Origin of the sequence: Undibacterium sp. 5I2, assembly GCF_035019605.1 — a bacterium.
Lineage (GTDB): Bacteria > Pseudomonadota > Gammaproteobacteria > Burkholderiales > Burkholderiaceae_D > Undibacterium.
Window position 1 is genome coordinate 16,908 of sequence record NZ_JASJVS010000031.1, and the last position, 18,588, is coordinate 35,495.

Here is an 18,588-nt window from a genome sequence, read left to right on the forward strand (position 1 = left end):
AATCATAGCCTTGATGCTGACTGATGAAACGACCATGACCACACCCACCGAAACGCCGGTACGCCTGACCTCCTTTTCTCACGGCGGCGGCTGCGGCTGTAAAATCGCCCCCGGCGTATTGGCTGAAATTCTGAAGAAATCGAGCGGCTTCCCGGTACCGCCAGCGCTGATGGTCGGCATAGAAACGGCCGATGATGCCGCAGTTTGGCGTCTCAACGATGAACAAGCGCTGATCGCCACCACCGATTTTTTCATGCCCATCGTCGATGATCCATTTGACTTCGGCCGCATCGCTGCCACCAATGCCATCTCCGATGTCTACGCCATGGGCGGCACACCGATCATGGCGCTGGCCTTGGTCGGCATGCCGATCAATCAATTACCGCTGAGCGTGATCGGCGACATCATTCGTGGCGGAGAAACCATCTGTGCCGAAGCCGGCATACCGATCGCCGGTGGCCACACCATCGACTCAGTCGAACCGATCTACGGCTTGGTGGTGATGGGCTTGATCCATCCATCCAAGGTGAAACGCAATGCCGATGCCAAAGCCGGCAACAAGCTGATACTCGGCAAACCTCTAGGCGTAGGCATACTCTCGGCGGCCTTGAAAAAACAAGCGCTCGATGCCGCCGGTTATGCCACCATGATCGCCAGTACCACCCAACTCAATCGCCCCGGCCAACAATTATCACAGCTGAGCGGCGTGCATGCCATGACCGATGTCACCGGTTTCGGCCTGCTCGGCCACTTGCTGGAAATTTGTCGCGGTGCCGGCTTGAGTGCCACGCTGCGCATGGCTGACATTCCGCTGCTGCCAGCCGCAGCCGAACTGGCACAAGCCGGTTACGTCACCGGTGCCTCGGCCAGAAACTGGGCCGCCTATGGCCACGACGTCAGCCTGGCCGACAGCCTCAGCGCGGCGCAACAAGCCATGCTGAGTGACCCGCAAACCTCGGGCGGCTTATTGGTATCGTGCGATGCCGAAGCAGTCGAGCAAGTATTAACAATTTTCCGCGCCGGCGGCTTCATGGATGCAGCCGTCATCGGCGACATCGTGGCCGGCCCGGCGCATATAAACGTGCAAGCCTGATCTTTTACTCATTGAATGCGAACCTGACATGAACCAATTAGAGCAATTGAAGCAATACACCACCGTGGTCGCTGACACCGGTGATTTTCAAGCCATCAAAGCCTACACGCCGCGCGATGCGACTACCAATCCTTCCTTGATCTTGAAGGCGGTGCAAAAGCCGGAATACCGCCCGCTGCTGGAAGCGGCCGTGCGCGCCACCGTCGGTCGTCCGGTCGATGACACCATCGATCACCTGCTGATCGCCTTCGGTCTCGAAATCTTGCAACAAATCCCAGGCCGCGTCTCGACCGAAACCGACGCGCGCCTATCCTTCGATACCGCCGCCACCGTCGCCAAAGGCCGCCAACTGATCGCCCTGTATGAAGCCGCCGGCATTGCCCGCGAACGTATCCTGATCAAAATCGCCTCGACTTGGGAAGGCATACGCGCCGCCGAAATCCTCGAACGCGACGGCATACGCTGCAACATGACGCTGTTGTTCTCGTTAGCCCAAGCCGTCGCCTGTGCCGAAGCCGGCGCCCAACTGATTTCGCCGTTTGTCGGCCGCATCTACGACTGGTATAAAAACAAAACCGGTCAAGAAATTTTCGGTGCCGACGATCCTGGTGTCGTGTCCGTCAAAAAAATCTACTCGTACTACCGCAAGTTCGGCTACCGCACCGAAGTGATGGGCGCGAGTTTTCGCAATACCTCGCAAATTCTGGAATTGGCTGGCTGCGACCTGCTCACCATCAGCCCGGAATTACTGCAAAAATTAGCCGACTCGAACAACCCCATCAGCGCCAAGCTGAGCCCGGAAATCGCTGCCGCCAGTACGGTCGAAAAAATCGACATGCACGAAGCCGCATTCCGCTACCAACTTAACGACGATGCCATGGCAACGGAAAAACTGGCCGAAGGCATCCGCGCCTTCTGCGCCGACACGGTCAAACTGGAACACATGATCAGCGCCCTGCGCTGACCCGACGGCCACCTCGGTAGCCGGCACCCGCGCGGTGCCGGCACCGCAAATAATCAGCTATGAAAACCCTCATCGATTTGGCCAACTGGAATCGGCGCGAACATTTCGCCTTTTTCTCACGGTGTGACGAGCCTTTCCACGGCATCGTCGCCAACCTTGACTGTCGCACCGCACGCGATCACTGCCGCCGCGAGCAGCTGTCGTTCTTCCAATTTTATCTGCATCAAGTTTTGGCTGCGGTCAATCACACCCAAGCTCTGCGCCTGCGTATCGAAGATGGCCAAGTGCTCGATTACCATAGTATTCACGCCCATGCCACCATCAGCCGGCCCGACCACACGTTCGGCTTTTGCCGCATCGCTTACCAAGAAGAGTTTGCGGCTTTCAGCCGCGCCACCAGCGCTGCCACCGAGCTCGTCAAACAAGCCAGCGGCCTGTGCATAGGCGAGCACCACGAACGCACCGATGCGATTCACTTCTCCGCCATCCCTTGGATCAGCTTTTCCGGCATCAGCCATGCGCGCCGCCACAATGATGGCGACAGCGTACCGAAAATTTCAGTTGGCAAATGCTACGAACAAGACGGTCGCCTGCTGCTGCCGGTGGCTACCTTCGTCCATCATGGCTTGGTTGATGGCTGGCATATTCATCAGTTTCTTGAGCGTTTGGAAAATGGCTTGCAGGACGTCGCTTGAAGCCTTGGTTCTGCTGGCAGGCAGGCGATGTCGGCACTACTCGCACTGCGGCTGATATTTCAGAAAACGAATGGAAGGCATGTTCGAACGCAATGTAATCACTGCCGTGTAAGAGCTCGCATCCAATTGAAAATCAAGCCTCTTTTTCGGCGGATAACTGAGCATAAACAAATCTTGAAATCCAATATTTTCTGCGCCGAACTCTACCTTCATCCAACACTGCGCTTCTTCGACTGACTTCGTATCGACCTTGCTTAAAATATGAATAATCTTCTGGTAGTGCACCGGATTGTCTTTCTTGATTTTTGCCAATACGGCCCGATTATTGACATTCAATGGCCCGGAAATACGCGCGTCGTTGCCCGCATAGCCAGAGTGCGAGAAAAGAGCTGTGACGCAAACCATGGCAATATATTTTTTCATCAAAAATCTGACCAGGGTTTGCAATCCCGGCCTTCAGAGGCTGTCGCAAAAGGGTATTGAGTCGGTATCATTACCCCAACTGGTGGCCACGTCGTTCCTGCGCGCTTTTGGCAGGAATCCAGCGACGTTCGTGCTTAACTGAACATGCCAGAAATGATGATGTTTTCAGTGTTAAAAACGACGCCAGGTTCCCGCCAAAAGCACGCGGGAATGACGAGGCTGCGGCATGCGGGAAGGACGTCGACTGAAAAGCCTTTTGCGACAGCCTCTTTCTGCCTAAGCAGTAGCCGTCAGGCTAAGGTGGGAGTGGACGTCAATCATATGAGTGAGGCTTGGCAAACAAACCTGGCCGAAAAATCAGGATACCACTCGCCCCGACAACACCATCTCCACCCCACGATTCGCCAACTGATCGGCACGCTCATTACCGGGGTTGCCGGTATGACCACGCACCCAGCGCCATTCGATTTCATGGGTCGCTTGGGCGGCGTCGAGCGCTTGCCACAGGTCGACATTTTTGACCGGGGCCTTGGCCGCAGTTTTCCAGCCCTTGGCTTTCCAACCCTTGATCCATTCCGTGATTCCCTTGAGCACATATTGGCTGTCGGTGTGGAGAATGATCTGGCAAGGACGTTTGAGCGCGGCCAGTGCCTGTATTACCGCCATCAATTCCATGCGGTTATTGGTGGTTTCTTTTTCGCCGCCGCACAGTTCTTTTTCATTGCTGCCGGCAATCATGTAGGCACCCCAACCGCCGGTGCCAGGATTACCCTTGCAAGCGCCGTCGGTGTAAATTTCGATTTTATCCATGGCTATCTTTGATTTTTTTGTTGTTACTGGCCGCGTCAATCGGGCCCGCTCTTGTTGACCACGGCCACGGCATTGCCGCGCACCGGTCGCCGTCGTTTCACGGCTGGTCCGATCAGATGCATGCCACGCACGCGTTTCACGGCTTGCATCATATACACTGCGCCGAAATAGGGCCACCATTTTTGTCCGGCCGCTTCCATGAAATGATAACGCTGCAGCCACTTATCCGAACGGCACGGCGGCGCATAGCAACGAAAATCGATGCGCCCGACTTCCATGTTCAGTAATTTCAGCCAATCTTTGAGGCGCTTCGCGCTGATGAATTCGCCTTCGCGCGGCAAATAAGCAGGTGCGCCCAAGCGTGCTGCCAGTTGGCGTGCACCCCACATACTGGCTTGATTAAAGCCGCTGATGATCAAGCGCCCTTCCGGTATCAAGATGCGCTCGACCTCACGCAAGATTTGATGTGGTTCACTGGCAAATTCCAAGACATGCGGCAACACCACCAAGTCCATGCTGTGGGCATCAAACGGTAATTCGGTAAAATCGTGACTGACCACGATAGGCCGCGCCGACTTACCGGGCTCGGCGCACAGCGCGGTATTGCTGAGCCAACGCCGCGGCATGCGGCTGGCGGCCAGCGCATCAATTTGTGGCATGCCGATCTGCAGCGCATGGTAGCCGAAAATATCGGCCGTCATGGCATCGAACAGCACGCGCTCCTGCGCCAAGACATATTGCCCGGCCGACAGCGCCAACCAGGCATCGAGGTCTATAATGGGTGATTCCAATCCATCCATGTTGATCTATGAACCATTCTCTCAGTGTGTTGACAGTACCCGCATTTAACGATAACTACCTGTGGATCATCCATAATGGCAGCCATGCCGCCGTGGTCGACCCGGGCGATTCAGTTCCTATCTTACATGCGCTGGCCGCACACGGGCTGATATTATCGGCCATTTTACTCACTCATCACCATGCTGACCATATCGGCGGCGTGGCGGCGTTGTTGGCCCAGCATCCGGTACCGGTGTATGGGCCAGCCCATGATGGCATCGCTTGCGTGACCGTGGCGCTCGAAGATGGCGACAGTGTGCATGTGCCGGAACTCGACTTGAACTTGCGTTGCATCGCCGTGCCCGGCCACACGGCTGGTCATATTGCCTATTACAGCCAAGCACAAGCCTGGTTGTTTTGCGGTGACACGCTGTTCGCCGGTGGTTGCGGACGCCTGTTCGAAGGCACGCCGGCACAAATGCTCCATTCACTGGAAAAGCTGGCAGCGCTGCCCGATGCCACTGAAGTCTATTGCGCACACGAATATACGCTGTCGAATTTGCGCTTCGCCCGCGCGGTGGAACCGAATAATACCGCGCTGCAAGAGCGCAGCGTGCGCGAGCAACAGCGGCGCGAGCAAGGCATTCCTACCGTGCCAACTCAGATCGGGCTGGAAAAGCAAACCAATCCCTTCTTGCGTATCCGTGAAGCCGGCGTGATCGCGGGTTTGTTGGCAGAACAAAAAATTTCAGCCGATCAAGATGCTGTCAGTCATTTCGCTGCTCTGCGCGAATGGAAAAACCATTACGCTTAAAGTTTGCTCACCATGTCTATCACTCTTTCCTGCGCGCCGACTCTGGCGCTGTTTTGTCGCGTCGTCGATAACTATGGCGACATCGGCATTTGCTGGCGTTTCGCGCGTCAGTTGCAGCGCGAACATGGCGTTGCCGTCAGCCTGTGGGTCGACGATTTACTCAGTTTTGCGCGGATTTGCCCGCCGCTCGACCCCAATTTAGCTGAGCAAGAGATTGCCGGCGTGCGCATCGTGGCGTGGCGCGATCAAGCCGGCACTTACACGGCAGCCGAGGTGGCGGACATCGTGGTCGAATTTTTTGCCTGCGATATACCGCCCGACTACATCCGCGCCATGGCGGCGTGCGCCGTGCGTCCAGTCTGGATTAATTTCGAAGGTTTGACGGCCGAATCATGGGTTGAAGGCTGTCATACCCTGCCTTCGCCGCATCCGCGCTTGCCGCTGACCAAGCATTTTTTCTTTCCCGGTTTTAATGCGGCTACCGGCGGTTTGCTGCGCGAAGCCGATCTGGCGGCGCGACGTCAGGCTTTTTTAGCCGATACTGCGGCGGTCGCGGTGTTTTTCGGGCAATGGGGCTTGACGCCGGCCGAGCGCGCCGCCTTCAAGGTGTCGCTGTTCGCTTACCAAGAAGCGCCGGTCGCAGCCTTGCTCACGGCTTGGCAACAGCAAGCCCGGCCGATTACTTGCATCGTCCCGGCTGGGGTAGCCGAGGCGGCGCTGACGGCCTTTCTCGGCGAACCAGTACGCAGCGGCCAGCGCTATACGCGCGCGGCCCTGACGCTGTGTATCGTGCCCTTCATGCCGCAAGACGACTATGACCGCCTGCTGTGGGCCTGCGACTTCAATTTTGTGCGTGGCGAAGATTCTTTCGTGCGCGCGCAATGGGCGAGAAAAGCCTTTATCTGGCATATCTATCCGCAAGATGAAGCACTGCATCATCGCAAATTACAGGCATTTTTACAGATTCATGATGCCGCCGGCAGCCAGCTACGCGCTGCCAGTCTGGCTTGGAATGCCGTCACGACCAGCGCCACCGACTGGGCGACAGTATGGCCGGCGTTGATGCAGGAATTGCCCGAGATCGAGGCATGCGCGCGCGTATGGGAGCAAAAAATGCTGGAAAATGGCGATTTCAGTAGCAATTTGCTGCGTTTTACCACCGGGCTGGCTGCAGTTAATGCAGCGGCGGCCCAAATTTAAGGTAAAATATGCGGTTAAATTTTATCGAATTTTAAATTCAATCAGACCTGAGCTTGCGGGGCTTTTTGCCAGTATGCAACAGATGATTTTTATGCAACCACCTTTTTACGTATATTCGCTATGAAACCTGCAAAAGAAATTCGTGTTGGCAACATTATTATGGTCGACAGCAAGCCAATGATCGTGCTGCGCTCCGATGTCAACGGCTCGAGCCGCACAGGCTTCACCTACAAGTGGAAAATGAAGAACTTGTTGACCAACAGCCCGTTGGAAAACGTGTTCCGCGGTGATGACAAGTTTGACGTGATCGTGCTCGATAAAAAACCAGTTACGTATTCGTACTTCGCTGATCCGCTGTTCGTCTTCATGGATGCCGATTACGAACAATATGAAATCGAAGAAGAAAACCTCGGCGACGCCTTGCATTACCTCAAAGATGGCATGGAATGCGAAGCGATTTTCTACGATGGTAAAGCGATCTCGGTTGAATTGCCAACCACGATAGCACGTCAAATCGTGTACTCGGAACCAGCTGTCAAAGGCAACACTTCGGGCAACGTTCTGAAACAAGCTAAAATCGAAAACGCTGTCGAAGCGCATTGCCATATCGTACAAGTGCCACTGTTCGTGAGCCAAGACGATGTCATCGAAATCGATACCCGTACTAACGAATACAAACGCGTCGTCCGTAACTAAGACCACGTCGCTGTAAAAAAACGCGGCCACTTGATGTGGCCGCGTTTTTTTATGCGTGACTTGTTGTTCAGCCAGCCTGATAACCGCCACCTAAGGCACGGATTAAATTCAGTGCCGCAGTAATCTGACGCTGACGCAATTCCAGCAGATGACTGCGCTCAGCCAATACCGGCAAACGCGCCTCCAGCACGGCCAATTCATCGCCAACACCACGCTCATAATACGCCTGGGCGCTGTGCAACTGATACGACACAGCCGTCAGCTTAGCCTGCTCCAAGCTCAATTGCTGATCGATATTTTGCAAGGCAATCTGCCCGGTGACGACGTCGCGCACGGCATCGATGACGGCTTGGTTATATTGGGCAATCAATACATTACTCTGACCGCGCGCACCAGCCAACGCGGCATTGAGGCGACCGCTGTCAAAGATCGGCAAGCTCAAACCGGGCACGAGATTAAACTGGGTACTCGAGCTATGCAGCAAATCATCAAGATGCAAGGCATTGAGGCCCAACATGGCCTTGATATCAAAACTCGGGTAAAACGCCGCACGCCGCACTTCTAGCTGGCTCAGTGCCGATTCCACATACCAGCGCGCCGCCTGTAAATCAGCACGACGCGTCAGCAATTGGTAATCCAAGCTGCTTGGCACCGGTGCCGGCCGCTGCGGCCACACTTGCACTTGCAAGACTGGAAAATCAGCGGGGCCGGCACCAACCAGTGCGCGCAAACTTTCGCGTGCCATGCGCAGTGCAGCGGTGGTTTCCATTACTTGTTTTTGCAATTCCAAATCGCGCACCTGTGCCAGTTGCCAGGGTCCCGCCGCTTCGATACCACGCGCGACGCGGGCTTGATGGGCTGCTTGCAGCGCCGTCGCGCAGCTCTGCGCTTGCTGCAGCAAGGCCAGTCGGGCAAATTCGGTTTGCATGGCATAGTACTCAAGCGCGATGCGGTGCGTCAGTTGTAGCTGCGCTTGCGCGGCTTCGGCCGCGCGCGCGCGCTCGACACCGAGCGCCGCGACAACGGCGGCGCGCTCCTTACCCCATAGGTCAACGCGGTACTCGGCGCTCACACCAACTGAGCCTTCGGTATACCAAGGCCCGGTCATGCCTTCGCCGCTGTGTGCATAGGGTGCCAAGAAACCATTAGCCGAGACATCTTGGCGATCAAGACTGGCACCGAAGTTCAGCGACCAACCGCCGCTGGCATGCTGCAAAGCCGTATTAGCACGACTGGCCACCAGCCTTTGATCGACGACCGCCATCAGCGGCGCTTGCTGCAGCGCTCTTTCCATCAAGCTATTCAATTGCGCATCACCATACTGCTGCCACCACTGCGTCTGCGGCCACTCCGACGCAGCCGGCGGCGGCGCTTGCTCGAGGCGCACCTGGGCCGGGTCGATCAGGGCCAGTTGCGGACTTTCTTTGGCCAGCATGGCACAAGCATTGAGCAGTACGAGGGCGCTTGCCGCCAGTGGCCAACGCCAACGCTGCGGTCGACATAAAAGATCAGGCTTCATCAGGTTCTCACAGAGGGAAAGTGCAAAGGATGCAAGGCTAATTGCTCGATGCAGCGGTTCAAGACTTGCGCCGACGCGGGCAAACCGAGCTCTAGCGGCTGCAGCCACAGCCTCGCATCGGTGGCCATTTCCGTCGCGCTTGCATTCGCCAAACGCAGCGCCAGCGCTTCCAGCGTGGTCGCGGCAGCCAGCAGCAAAGGCGGCACCGCGCGCCATGCTTCGGACTCAGCGTCCATGTTGGCGTGATGCCATTGCGTTTGTATATCATTGACGGCAAGCAGCGTTTCCTGCGCTTGGGCCAACCAAGTTTGCAAATCCGGGCTGCCATGCGTCAGTTGCCATCCGGCTTCCAGCGCCACCCGCGCTTGCAAGTCGCGATTTTGCGCCAGCAGTGTGTAACTGTGCAAACGTGCCAACTCCAATTCGCGTAAGCCAGCGTCGCCACCATTGATGCCGACGCGCGCCATGCTGCCTATGCTTTGCAACAAACGCGCCAACATCTGCTGCAAACGCCCTTGTTCCGACTCCGGCCACAGCAAGGTATAGATGGTCAACGACACCGCAACACCGATTGCAATGCCGAGCAAGCGGTCACGAATTTCCGGCAAATTGACCGATGGCGCAAACTGCCCGAGCAAGGCCAAGGCATAGGCAAACGCTAATTGCGTGCCGATGTAGCTGCTGCGCGCCGAGCCGGCCGCAATCCAGGCGGCCACGGTCAGCACTGGCAAACTGAGCAAGAGCAAACCAGCCACCCCTTCCAGATGCGGCACCAGAAACACCGTAGACAGCAGCGCCAGCACGCTGCCTGCTGCGCAGCCTATCAAGCGCTGTAAGCCCTTGTGTGTGCTCGCACCGGTACTCGGCAAGGCCATCACTAAACACGTCACCATCGCCGTTTGTATGCCCGGCCATTGCACGGCCGAATACAAAAAATAACAAAAAAATGCTGCCAACAGGGTTTTCAAAGCAAACTGCCAATACACGGGATTACTCCACACATCGCTGGCTGCGGCCAGCGGCTGTGCTGCTGGCAAGGATTCCAAACTGCCGCTGCGTGCCAAAGAATTGATCGCATGCACCATTTCAGACAAGACCGCAGTGGCAGACTGCGCCGCGTTTGGCTCAGCTAATAGCAAGGCGGCAGTCGATCTGTCGGGCAAGGCGAGCGGGTCTTTGCGCAAGCTGTCGCAACGCGACAGCAATTGCTGCCACAGCGCATCGTGCTCACCACTGTCCACGGGCAAGCGCGACAAGTGCAGCGCCGCGGTATGCAAACGGTCAATCACATGCATTTGCATCAGATAGGCACCCTGACGGTTGACGGCAGTGCGATCGGCCATCATGACAAAACTCAAATGGCGATGCGCGCTCAACATGGCGTGCTCAAGCGCGCCCAGTGGCAGCGGCAGCGCCGCTTGATGTTGCAAACGCTGTTTGATTTGCCCCATCACCACATCTAATTGGCGCTGCAATTCGCGTTCCAGCAATTGTAACGGTTGTGCCGGCAATAAAAGAAAGTTCACCGTCACCGTCACCAACACCGGATAGACTTGTGCCACCCACACCCACAACAGAGTGCGTGTGAGTAATTCCGGGTCACTGGTCACATCGGCCATGCCTTGTAAGTTGGTGGTGAACAAGGCCAGCAAGAACCCGGCACCGCCAAACTTGCTGGTACGCATGAACACCAGGCCAGACAGGGCGATCAACGCCGTTCCTAACAAGCGCAGCAAGGGCAGTTCAATCGTCCACTTGAGCAAGAGCAGCAAGGCCAATACCGCCAGCGTGCTGCCACTGATCAACACCAAGGCCGACACCCGGGTCAGTACGGTATTTTCTTGTATGGTAAAAAATACTAAAATCAGCGATACCGCCAGAAATGGTAGTTGCAGCGTCATGCTGCACAGAATCACGATGGTACAACTGAGCAGATAGCGCAGCAGCGCGCGACCGCGACCGGGGAACGGAGCGAATTCTTGTACGCAAAAACGATATATATCCATCAGCACAGACGGAGACTCGGAGCTCGGATTGCCGGCTTGCATTTTATGGCTGCGCTTTGAGTACCGCCACGGCCGACAAGCCGAGACGGAATTGTTGCGGATCCGGGTTTTGCACCAAAATACGTACCGGGAAACGTTGCGCTACGCGCACCCAATTGATGGCTCGCGGCACGCGCGGCAAGCCAGCGGTTTCCGCCCCACCCTCTTCCGGATACACGCCATAACCGACCGACTCGACTACCCCTTGGTAGGCTTTCGTGCTGTCACTGAGTAAATACACTTGCGTCGCCCGTCCCGGCGTGATGTGCGCCAGTTCCGTTTCACGGAAATTGGCAATCACATACCAGTGGCGCGTATCGAGCAAGGTGAACACGGCATGGCCGGCATCGACCATTTCGCCAGTGGAAATTTTCAAGCCGATCACGCGGCCATCAAACGGCGCTCTGACGGTGGTGTAGGCAAGCTTGAGCTTGGCTTGCTCCCATTCCGCCTGTAACACGGCGCGCCGCGCCACCAGCGCTTCGATGCCACTGACGGCGGCATTGGCGCGCTGCGCCTCCAATTCGGCCGTGAGCAATTGCGCTTGGCTAGTCAGGCGCGTCGTCTGCGCTTGATCAACTTGCTCGGCAGCCACATAGCCTTGCGCCAACAAGGGCTCGACTCTGGCCAAGGTGGCCGCACTCTGGCGCGCAGTGACATCGGCGCGCACCACTCCGGCCCGGGCGGCGGCGGCGGCAAATTTCTGCGCCGTCACCGCACGCTGCGCCAGCATGATGTCACTCTCGAGCGCTTGTAAGTTGGCTGCTGCCCTACTCACCGCCAGTTCATAGGGACGCGCATCAAGACGAAACAAGACCTCGCCGACGCGTACCGCCTGATTATCTTTGATCGGCAGATCGACTAAGCGGCCGCTGACTTCGGCCGCGACGTGCACCACATCGACCGCCACATAGGCATCATCGGTGCGCGGCGCAGTATCGAGCCGCCACACCACCAGTATCAACAAGGCAGCGGCGACGCATAGCGCAAGCAAGAGCATGCTGCGGCGTAGCGCAATTGACCAAGAAGCAAACATAGAGAAAATCCTTGAATTAATTCTAAAAATACAACAGCCAAGTCAGCATGGCGACGATGGCCGCGAACACCGCGTACATCAATAAGCTGGCCGGCGTCTGCACGGCCGCCCGCCAGCCAGCTAAACTGAGCAAGCCATGCCACGCCATCATCAGTACCAAGCCAAGCAAAAGGCAAAACATCCAGTCGGGGAAATATGCCCCGAGAAAATTGAGCGATGGCGCATTGGTGCAGCCGCACAGCACAGTGCTGGTGGCGGCGCTCAGCAGCCAAGTCAGACTGACAGTTGGTCTTTGCATGCAGCGATCTCCGATGTTTGGGCTGATTAAATATATATTAAGTCAGAATATTAACTGCCTAGGCAGCTACTGTCAAGGCAGCAATCTACGCAGAACTACGTAGCAAGCAAGGAAAAATTACCGGGGAGCAAATCAGCTGATGGCGGTTTTTTGCAGCAGCGCGGCCAAGGTTTCGAGTTCATCTCCCTCGTAACGCGTGAAAAACTGGCGCAATACCAAGTTGGTGCGGGCTAACATGGCCGGATATAAAGCTTGGCCGTGTGCCGTCAATTCCACCAGCACGGTGCGGCGGTCGTCGAGGCTACGTTTTCGCAAGAGCAAGTCTTTGTGCGCCAAGCGGTCGAGCATGCGTGTCATGGCACCGGAATCGTAAGACAATTCATGGCAAATTTGCGCCGCTGTATGGGCGCGACCGGCCACCAGTGCCGCCATCACCGCGTATTGAGCGGTAGAGATATCGAAGGCGGCTAATTCGGCATCGAGCGCCTCGACCAGTTTGATATGGGTGCGCGCCACCAACCGCGCCGCTTGGGCATAACGCTGGTAATCGCTGACATCAAAGGAATTTGTCATCTGGCCTGGCCCGCAAGAGGCAGAGTGAAACACGCCGGGGTGGCGTGTTTCACTACATGATATGCTGCCCAGGCAGGTAAATGCAAGCCTGCCCTGAGGAACTTAAAACGCTGGAACGACTGCGCCCTTGTATTTCTCTTGGATGAATTTTTTTACTTCCGGCGAATTCAATGCCGCTGCCAGTTTCTTGAAGGCCGGGCTGTTTTTGTTATCTTCACGCGCCACCAACAAGTTCGCATACGGCGAATTGGCATCTTCGATCAACAAGGAATCTTTGACCGGGTTGAGTTTGGCTTCGATCGCATAATTGGTATTGATCAGCGCCAGATCGACTTGATTGAGAATCCGCGGCAACGTGGCAGCTTCGAGTTCTTTGAATTTCAAGTGTTTCGGATTGTCGATGATGTCTTTCTTGGTCGCCGAAATATTGCTCGGATCTTTCAATTTAAGTAAACCATTTTTTGCCAATAACAACAAGGCGCGGCCCGAATTCGATGGATCATTCGGAATCGCTACCGTAGCACCGTCAGGCAATTCGGCGATGGTTTTGTATTTACTCGAATAAGCGGCGAACGGTTCGACATGCACTTTTGCGATCACGACTTCCAGATCGTCAGGATGACTTTTCTTGAATTCATTCAGATACGGTTGGTGCAAGAAAAAATTCCCATCCAGATGCTTTTCATTCACTTGCACGGCCGGTTGTATGTAATCGGTAAACACTTTGATTTTCAAATCCACGCCTTGCTTGGCCAATTGCGGTTTAATGAATTCCAAAATTTCCGCATGCGGTACCGGCGTAGCGGCGATCGTCAAGGTATCGATTGCCGCAGCAGAAGTGGCGATCAGCGCCAGCGCGCCGGCGGCGACTAAGTGGGTAAATCGGGTTTGCAATGAACATGTCATGATGATTTCCTTTTTAAAAAAACAGAATTGAAAGACAAAGATTTATTTGCGGGTAAACCGCAGTACCAGCCGGTCACCGAAAAATTGCAGCAACTGCACCAGCAAGATCAGAATCGCCACGGTGACGACCATGACATCGGTTTGAAAACGTTGATAACCATAACGCAGCGCCAGATCACCGAGACCACCGCCGCCGATCACACCCGACATTGCCGCATACGAGACCAGCGCAATCGCCGTCACCGTTACGGCCGCCAGCAAACCAGGCAAGGCTTCCGGCAGCAAGGCATGAATGATGATTTGATAGGTTTTCGCGCCCATAGCTTGGCAAGCTTCAATGATGCCGCGATCAACCTCACGCAAGACGTTCTCGACCAAGCGCGCAAAGAACGGTGTGGTGCCAATGACCAAGGGTGGGATGGTGCCGGCCACGCCTAGCGAGGTGCCGACCAAAAAAACCGTCAAGGGAATGAGTACGATGAGCAAAATAATGAACGGTACCGAGCGCAGTACATTCACCAACAGCGACAGCAAGGCATAGATGCCGCGCTGTTCGAGCAATTGCTTTTTCCCGGTCAGGAACAACAACACACCCAAGGGCAAGCCGAGTGCAACCGTCAAGGCCAGCGAGACGCCGGTCATGGTCAGGGTATCAAGGGTCGCTTGGGCAATATCTTCCCAATCTATGTGTGAAAAATCCATGTTTACTGTCCTCCTTCACTGGCAATCAATTCCACCCGCACCTCGGCGGCACGCAACAAAGCCAAGGCTGCTTCGGTTTGCTGCGGACTGGCCGTCAACGCAATTTGTAACTGGCCATAAGGAATATCTTTGATACGCCCTATCGTGCCTTGCAAAATCACAAATTCGGCACCGGTTTGCGCCGCGACTCGGCTTAACACCGGTTCATGCGCGGTGTTACCAACATAGGTCAAGCGCAGCAGCAAGCTGCCGGCGCGCTGCGCCTCGAATAAATCGGGTGACAGGGCCTGATGCTCCGCCACCATACTTTGCGTCACTGCATGTTGCGGGTGCAAGAACACATCGCTAACGGCACCGGTTTCGACGATTTCGCCAGCTTCCAGCACGGCGACTTGATCGCAGATAGTCCGGATCACCTGCATCTCATGCGTAATGAGCACGATAGTCAAACCGAGTTGTTGATTGATTTGTAATAGCAAACGCAAAATCGATTGCGTGGTTTCGGGATCGAGTGCCGATGTCGCCTCATCACACAATAATAATTGCGGATAATTCGCCAATGCGCGCGCGATGCCGACCCTTTGCTTTTGGCCACCCGACAATTGCGCCGGATACTGATGCGCCTGCTCAGTCAAGCCTACCAATGCTAGCAAAGCGGCGACGCGCTCGCGCTTTTGTTCACAAGTAAAGCCACCGGCTAACTTCAATGGAAAGGCGATGTTCTGCTCCACCGTTTTGGCATTCAATAAATTGAAATGCTGGAACACCATGCCGGTGCGTTGGCGCAGTGCATGCAAACCGGCCGCATCGAGGCCCATGATGTCGACGCCATCGATGAATACCTTGCCGGCACTCGGGCGTTCGAGTAAATTCAGCGCCCGCAATAAACTGCTCTTGCCGGCACCGGAACGTCCGATGATGCCGAAAATCTCACCCTTGCGGACAGACAGGTCAATATTGCGTAAGGCATGCACCTCACGATTGCCGACACGATAAATTTTTTCAACTTGTTCAATATGAATCACTCAATACCACTTCAAGAAATGCAGAAGTTTCGTATGATAATCAAATCTCCTTACACTTTCCAATCATATAAAATCACTTGCATATGCAAATCGTGTCTATAGGAAATACGGCTGAATGAAAATCAGCGGCGCATCCTGTCCCGGTCAAAGCCATTTTTTTTCCGACATCTTCCAGATTTTTGCTACTATTTGCTGCTCACATTTTTTTACCGGATGATTGTTTCATGCGTCACACCCGCGCCGTTACGGCTCGCCGCCAGCACCATCTTGCCTCGCCGCTATCGGCTTGCTTGATGCGGCTTGTCGTCGGCGGCCGACGCAGTGTGATGGCCATCATCACGGCCTTGGCCTTTGTTTTGCTAAGCGCGACCGCAGCCACGCATCACCACGCCGATCGTATCGAAGATCAGGCGTGCTCGATCTGTACCGCAGTAGCCAACCAAGCCGATTTAGCGACACCACCGGCCAGCTTGGCGCTGTGCCTCATCATCCTGCTCTACCTGCTGCTGCCGGCCACGCCGGTACTGCGCGACTTCGCCGCACCACGACTGCTGCCACCCGGCTGCGGCCCGCCCACACGGCACTGAGCCACTTCCACAACTGACTGCCCAGCGCGACCAATTTGTCGCGCTGCTGTGCCTGTCTACCCTGCTCGCCAAACAGCACCGCCTACATGGCAGCCGCTGCTATTTGGCACTGAATAAAAACTCTGTATCAAAGGCTTACCATGTCATTCCGTCTCCGCCCCTTACCTACTTTATTGGCCGGCATCTTCGGCAACTTACTGCTGCATGCTGTCGCCACTGCCGCCGGCAACGAGCTCACTAACGAGGCCGCCAGCGACAGCGCTGCCAGCAGCACTGCCGCCACCACCGTCGAAATTACCGCGACCCATTTGAAAAATGCGCGCACCGCCTTATCACCGAAAATCGGCACGACCATCTATTCGATCGACCAGCACATGGTCGACAGCTTGGGCCAAGGCGATTCGACGCCGTTCAACGAAGTCTTGCTGCGCTTACCAGGCGTCGCCCAAGATTCGAAAGCCTCGGGCGGCCTGCATGTGCGCGATGAACATGGCAATGTTCAGTACCGTATCAATGGGGTACAACTGCCAGAAAGTATCACCGGTTTCGGTCAATCGATCGATACCCGCCAAATCGCCGAAACCGACTTCATGACCGGCGCACTGCCAGCTCAGTTCGGTTTGCGTACCGCAGGCGTCGTCGACATCCAAACCAAAGAAGGCCATACCACGCCAGGTGGACGCATCGGTGTCTTGCTCGGCGCACATAATTACAGCAATCCCAGCGCCGAATTTTTCGGCACCGTCGGGGCTTTCAATTACTACTTATCCGGCAGTTATCTGTCCAACAGCCTCGGTATAGAAAATCCGACAGCCAGCCGCACGGCGCTGCATGATGAAACCCGCCAAAGCAAAAGCTTCGGCAACCTGTCTTACTACCTCGACGATAGCACCCGTCTGGGCATGATGTTCGGTACCTATCAAGGGAAATTTCAAATCCCGAATAATCCGGCTCAGAGTCCGGCGTTTTCTCTGGCCGGTGTCAGCGATGCCGCAGCCGGCAGCAGCAGCCTGGCTTCGGCCGATTTGAATGAAAATCAACGCGAGATCAATCGCTTCTTGGTGTTGTCTTACCAAAAAAGCCTCGGTGCCGTGAATTTTCAGCTATCCGCCTTCAAACAATATTCTGAACTGCATTTCACGCCCGACCGCAACGGCGACCTGATTTATAACGGCGTCGCTTCCGATACCCTGCGCTCCAACTCCTCGGCCGGTCTGCAAGGCGACTTCAGTTACCCGCTCAATGCCAACCATACGCTGCGCACCGGTTTCGCGTATACGCGGCAAAACAGCGCCAGCAATAACACCGTCAGCGTGTTCCCGGTCGATGCCAGCGGCACGGCCAGCTCGGCCAGCGCCTTCGATATCGTCGACAATTCCAGCAAAACCGGCCATCAAAGCAGCCTTTACCTGCAAGATGAGTGGCGTGTCAGCGCACCCTTAACCGTCAATTACGGGGTACGTTTTGATAAAGTCTCGGCCTTCGTCGAAGAACAGCAATGGAGTCCGCGCGTCAACCTCGCTTACAAACTCAGCGATGCTACCGCCTTCCACGCCGGCTACTCGCGCTACTTCACGCCGCCGCCACAAGAATTGGCTTCACAAGCGAGCATCAATCTGTATACCGGCACCAGCAATGCCGCGCAGACCGCCCTGTCCGACAATGTCAAATCGGAACGCACGCATTATTTTGATATCGGTCTCAGCCATCAAGTCAGCCCAGAGCTGAGCTTGACAGCCGACCTTTACTACAAAAAAATCCGCAATATGCTCGACGAAGGACAGTTCGGTCAAGCGCTGATCCTGTCGCCGTTCAATTACGAGCAAGGCTATGCCAAGGGCTTGGAATTGGCCGCCATCTACAGTCAACGCAATTGGGGTGGCTTCCTCAATGTATCACTGCAAAAAGCCCAGGCGAGCAACATCATTTCCAGCCAATCGCTGTTCGGTCCGGACGAATTGGCGTATATCGCCAAGCATGACATCTACGTCGATCATGACCAGACCTACACGGTTTCCGGTGGTGCGCATTATCATTTCGGCGACTCGCAGATCAGTGGTGACTTCCTCTACGGCAGTGGCTTACGTAAAACCCCGGACGGTGGCGCACCCAACTCAGCCAGTCTGAACTCGTATACGGTGTTCAACGCGGCACTGGTGCATAATTGGAAAAAAACCATCGTCGGCGATCTCGAAGCGCGGCTCTCGCTGCTCAATCTGTTCGATAAAGTCTATTTGCTGCGCGACGGTTCCGGCGTCGGCGTCGGTGCGCCACAATACGGCGCGCGACGCACGCTTTACCTCGGCTTATCGACCAGTTTTTAAACTGGCCGGCATGTAAAGCAAACAGGCAGACCGCAATCTGCCTGTTTTTTATATGAAAGCTGGTCTTTATGCGTTTTTCATCTATACAAAGCACAATA

19 protein-coding genes are annotated in these 18,588 nt (G+C 55.5%); 8 read left to right on the top strand and 11 right to left on the bottom strand.

Annotation, left to right across the window (positions count from 1 at the left end; translation table 11 throughout):
• The first annotated feature begins 34 nt into the window (after positions 1-34).
• The 3 genes from selD to QN359_RS12070 are packed head-to-tail and all read left to right on the top strand — an operon-like array spanning position 35 to position 2,752.
• On the top strand, positions 35-1,093 hold the full coding sequence (selD, locus tag QN359_RS12060; protein ID WP_322247733.1) for a selenide, water dikinase SelD: 1,059 nt from the start codon (positions 35-37) through the stop codon (positions 1,091-1,093).
• 28 nt (positions 1,094-1,121) lie between these two features.
• On the top strand, positions 1,122-2,057 hold the full coding sequence (gene tal, locus QN359_RS12065; RefSeq protein WP_322247732.1) for a transaldolase: 936 nt from the start codon (positions 1,122-1,124) through the stop codon (positions 2,055-2,057).
• Between the two features lie 59 nt (positions 2,058-2,116).
• Complete coding sequence (locus QN359_RS12070) at positions 2,117-2,752, top strand: CatA-like O-acetyltransferase (RefSeq protein ID WP_322247731.1); 636 nt, start codon at positions 2,117-2,119, stop codon at positions 2,750-2,752.
• Positions 2,753-2,788: 36 nt separating this feature from the next.
• On the opposite strand, the gene QN359_RS12075 is transcribed toward QN359_RS12070, so the two are convergent.
• The 3 genes from QN359_RS12075 to QN359_RS12085 all read right to left on the bottom strand — a co-directional run bounded on the left by QN359_RS12075 (position 2,789) and on the right by QN359_RS12085 (position 4,785).
• On the bottom strand, positions 2,789-3,175 hold the full coding sequence (locus QN359_RS12075) for a hypothetical protein (RefSeq protein WP_322247730.1): 387 nt from the start codon (positions 3,173-3,175) through the stop codon (positions 2,789-2,791).
• Between the two features lie 357 nt (positions 3,176-3,532).
• A complete protein-coding gene (gene rnhA / locus QN359_RS12080) occupies positions 3,533-3,985 on the bottom strand; it encodes a ribonuclease HI (RefSeq protein ID WP_322247729.1) in 453 nt (150 codons plus the stop codon).
• A 35-nt stretch (positions 3,986-4,020) separates the two neighbouring features.
• Complete coding sequence (locus QN359_RS12085) at positions 4,021-4,785, bottom strand: class I SAM-dependent methyltransferase (protein WP_322247728.1); 765 nt, start codon at positions 4,783-4,785, stop codon at positions 4,021-4,023.
• Between the two features lie 8 nt (positions 4,786-4,793).
• Between QN359_RS12085 and gloB the strand changes: the two genes are divergently transcribed.
• The 3 genes from gloB (at position 4,794) to QN359_RS12100 (ending at position 7,475) form a co-directional block, all read left to right on the top strand.
• Complete coding sequence (gene gloB, locus QN359_RS12090; protein ID WP_322247727.1) at positions 4,794-5,579, top strand: hydroxyacylglutathione hydrolase; 786 nt, start codon at positions 4,794-4,796, stop codon at positions 5,577-5,579.
• Between the two features lie 12 nt (positions 5,580-5,591).
• Entirely contained in the window at positions 5,592-6,779 is a 1,188-nt protein-coding gene (gene earP, locus QN359_RS12095) for an elongation factor P maturation arginine rhamnosyltransferase EarP (protein ID WP_322247726.1), read from the top strand.
• 120 nt (positions 6,780-6,899) lie between these two features.
• Positions 6,900-7,475 (top strand): elongation factor P, encoded by a 576-nt coding sequence (locus tag QN359_RS12100; protein WP_322247725.1) that lies wholly within the window; start codon positions 6,900-6,902, stop codon positions 7,473-7,475.
• 67 nt (positions 7,476-7,542) lie between these two features.
• Here QN359_RS12100 and QN359_RS12105 read toward each other — a convergent pair whose 3' ends face one another.
• From QN359_RS12105 to QN359_RS12140, 8 genes are all read right to left on the bottom strand, one after another.
• Positions 7,543-8,994, bottom strand: a complete 1,452-nt coding sequence (locus QN359_RS12105; protein ID WP_322247724.1) for an efflux transporter outer membrane subunit — start codon at positions 8,992-8,994, stop codon at positions 7,543-7,545.
• Positions 8,994-11,000: an FUSC family protein gene (locus tag QN359_RS12110; RefSeq protein ID WP_322247723.1), complete on the bottom strand. Its 2,007-nt coding sequence runs from the start codon at positions 10,998-11,000 to the stop codon at positions 8,994-8,996. Before QN359_RS12110 ends, QN359_RS12105 begins: the two co-directional genes overlap by 1 nt.
• A 43-nt stretch (positions 11,001-11,043) precedes the next feature.
• The gene (gene mdtN / locus QN359_RS12115; RefSeq protein WP_322247722.1) at positions 11,044-12,075 is read right to left on the bottom strand and encodes a multidrug transporter subunit MdtN; all 1,032 of its coding nucleotides are present in this window, start codon (positions 12,073-12,075) and stop codon (positions 11,044-11,046) included.
• Positions 12,076-12,097: 22 nt separating this feature from the next.
• Positions 12,098-12,373 carry a YtcA family lipoprotein gene (locus tag QN359_RS12120; protein ID WP_322247721.1) on the bottom strand — a complete coding sequence of 92 codons (276 nt, stop codon included), beginning with the start codon at positions 12,371-12,373 and terminating at the stop codon, positions 12,098-12,100.
• 132 nt (positions 12,374-12,505) lie between these two features.
• Positions 12,506-12,946 (bottom strand): MarR family winged helix-turn-helix transcriptional regulator, encoded by a 441-nt coding sequence (locus QN359_RS12125; protein ID WP_322247720.1) that lies wholly within the window; start codon positions 12,944-12,946, stop codon positions 12,506-12,508.
• Between the two features lie 102 nt (positions 12,947-13,048).
• Positions 13,049-13,852 carry a MetQ/NlpA family ABC transporter substrate-binding protein gene (locus tag QN359_RS12130; RefSeq protein WP_322247719.1) on the bottom strand — a complete coding sequence of 268 codons (804 nt, stop codon included), beginning with the start codon at positions 13,850-13,852 and terminating at the stop codon, positions 13,049-13,051.
• Positions 13,853-13,894: 42 nt separating this feature from the next.
• Complete coding sequence (locus QN359_RS12135; protein ID WP_322247718.1) at positions 13,895-14,554, bottom strand: methionine ABC transporter permease; 660 nt, start codon at positions 14,552-14,554, stop codon at positions 13,895-13,897.
• 2 nt (positions 14,555-14,556) lie between these two features.
• Positions 14,557-15,579, bottom strand: a complete 1,023-nt coding sequence (locus tag QN359_RS12140) for a methionine ABC transporter ATP-binding protein (RefSeq protein WP_322247717.1) — start codon at positions 15,577-15,579, stop codon at positions 14,557-14,559.
• A gap of 224 nt (positions 15,580-15,803) precedes the next feature.
• On the opposite strand from QN359_RS12140, the gene QN359_RS12145 reads away from it, so the two are divergent.
• Positions 15,804-16,166, top strand: coding sequence for a hypothetical protein (locus tag QN359_RS12145; RefSeq protein WP_322247716.1), 363 nt, complete (start codon positions 15,804-15,806; stop codon positions 16,164-16,166).
• A gap of 140 nt (positions 16,167-16,306) precedes the next feature.
• Entirely contained in the window at positions 16,307-18,490 is a 2,184-nt protein-coding gene (locus QN359_RS12150) for a TonB-dependent receptor (RefSeq protein WP_322247715.1), read from the top strand.
• Positions 18,491-18,588 lie beyond the last annotated feature (98 nt).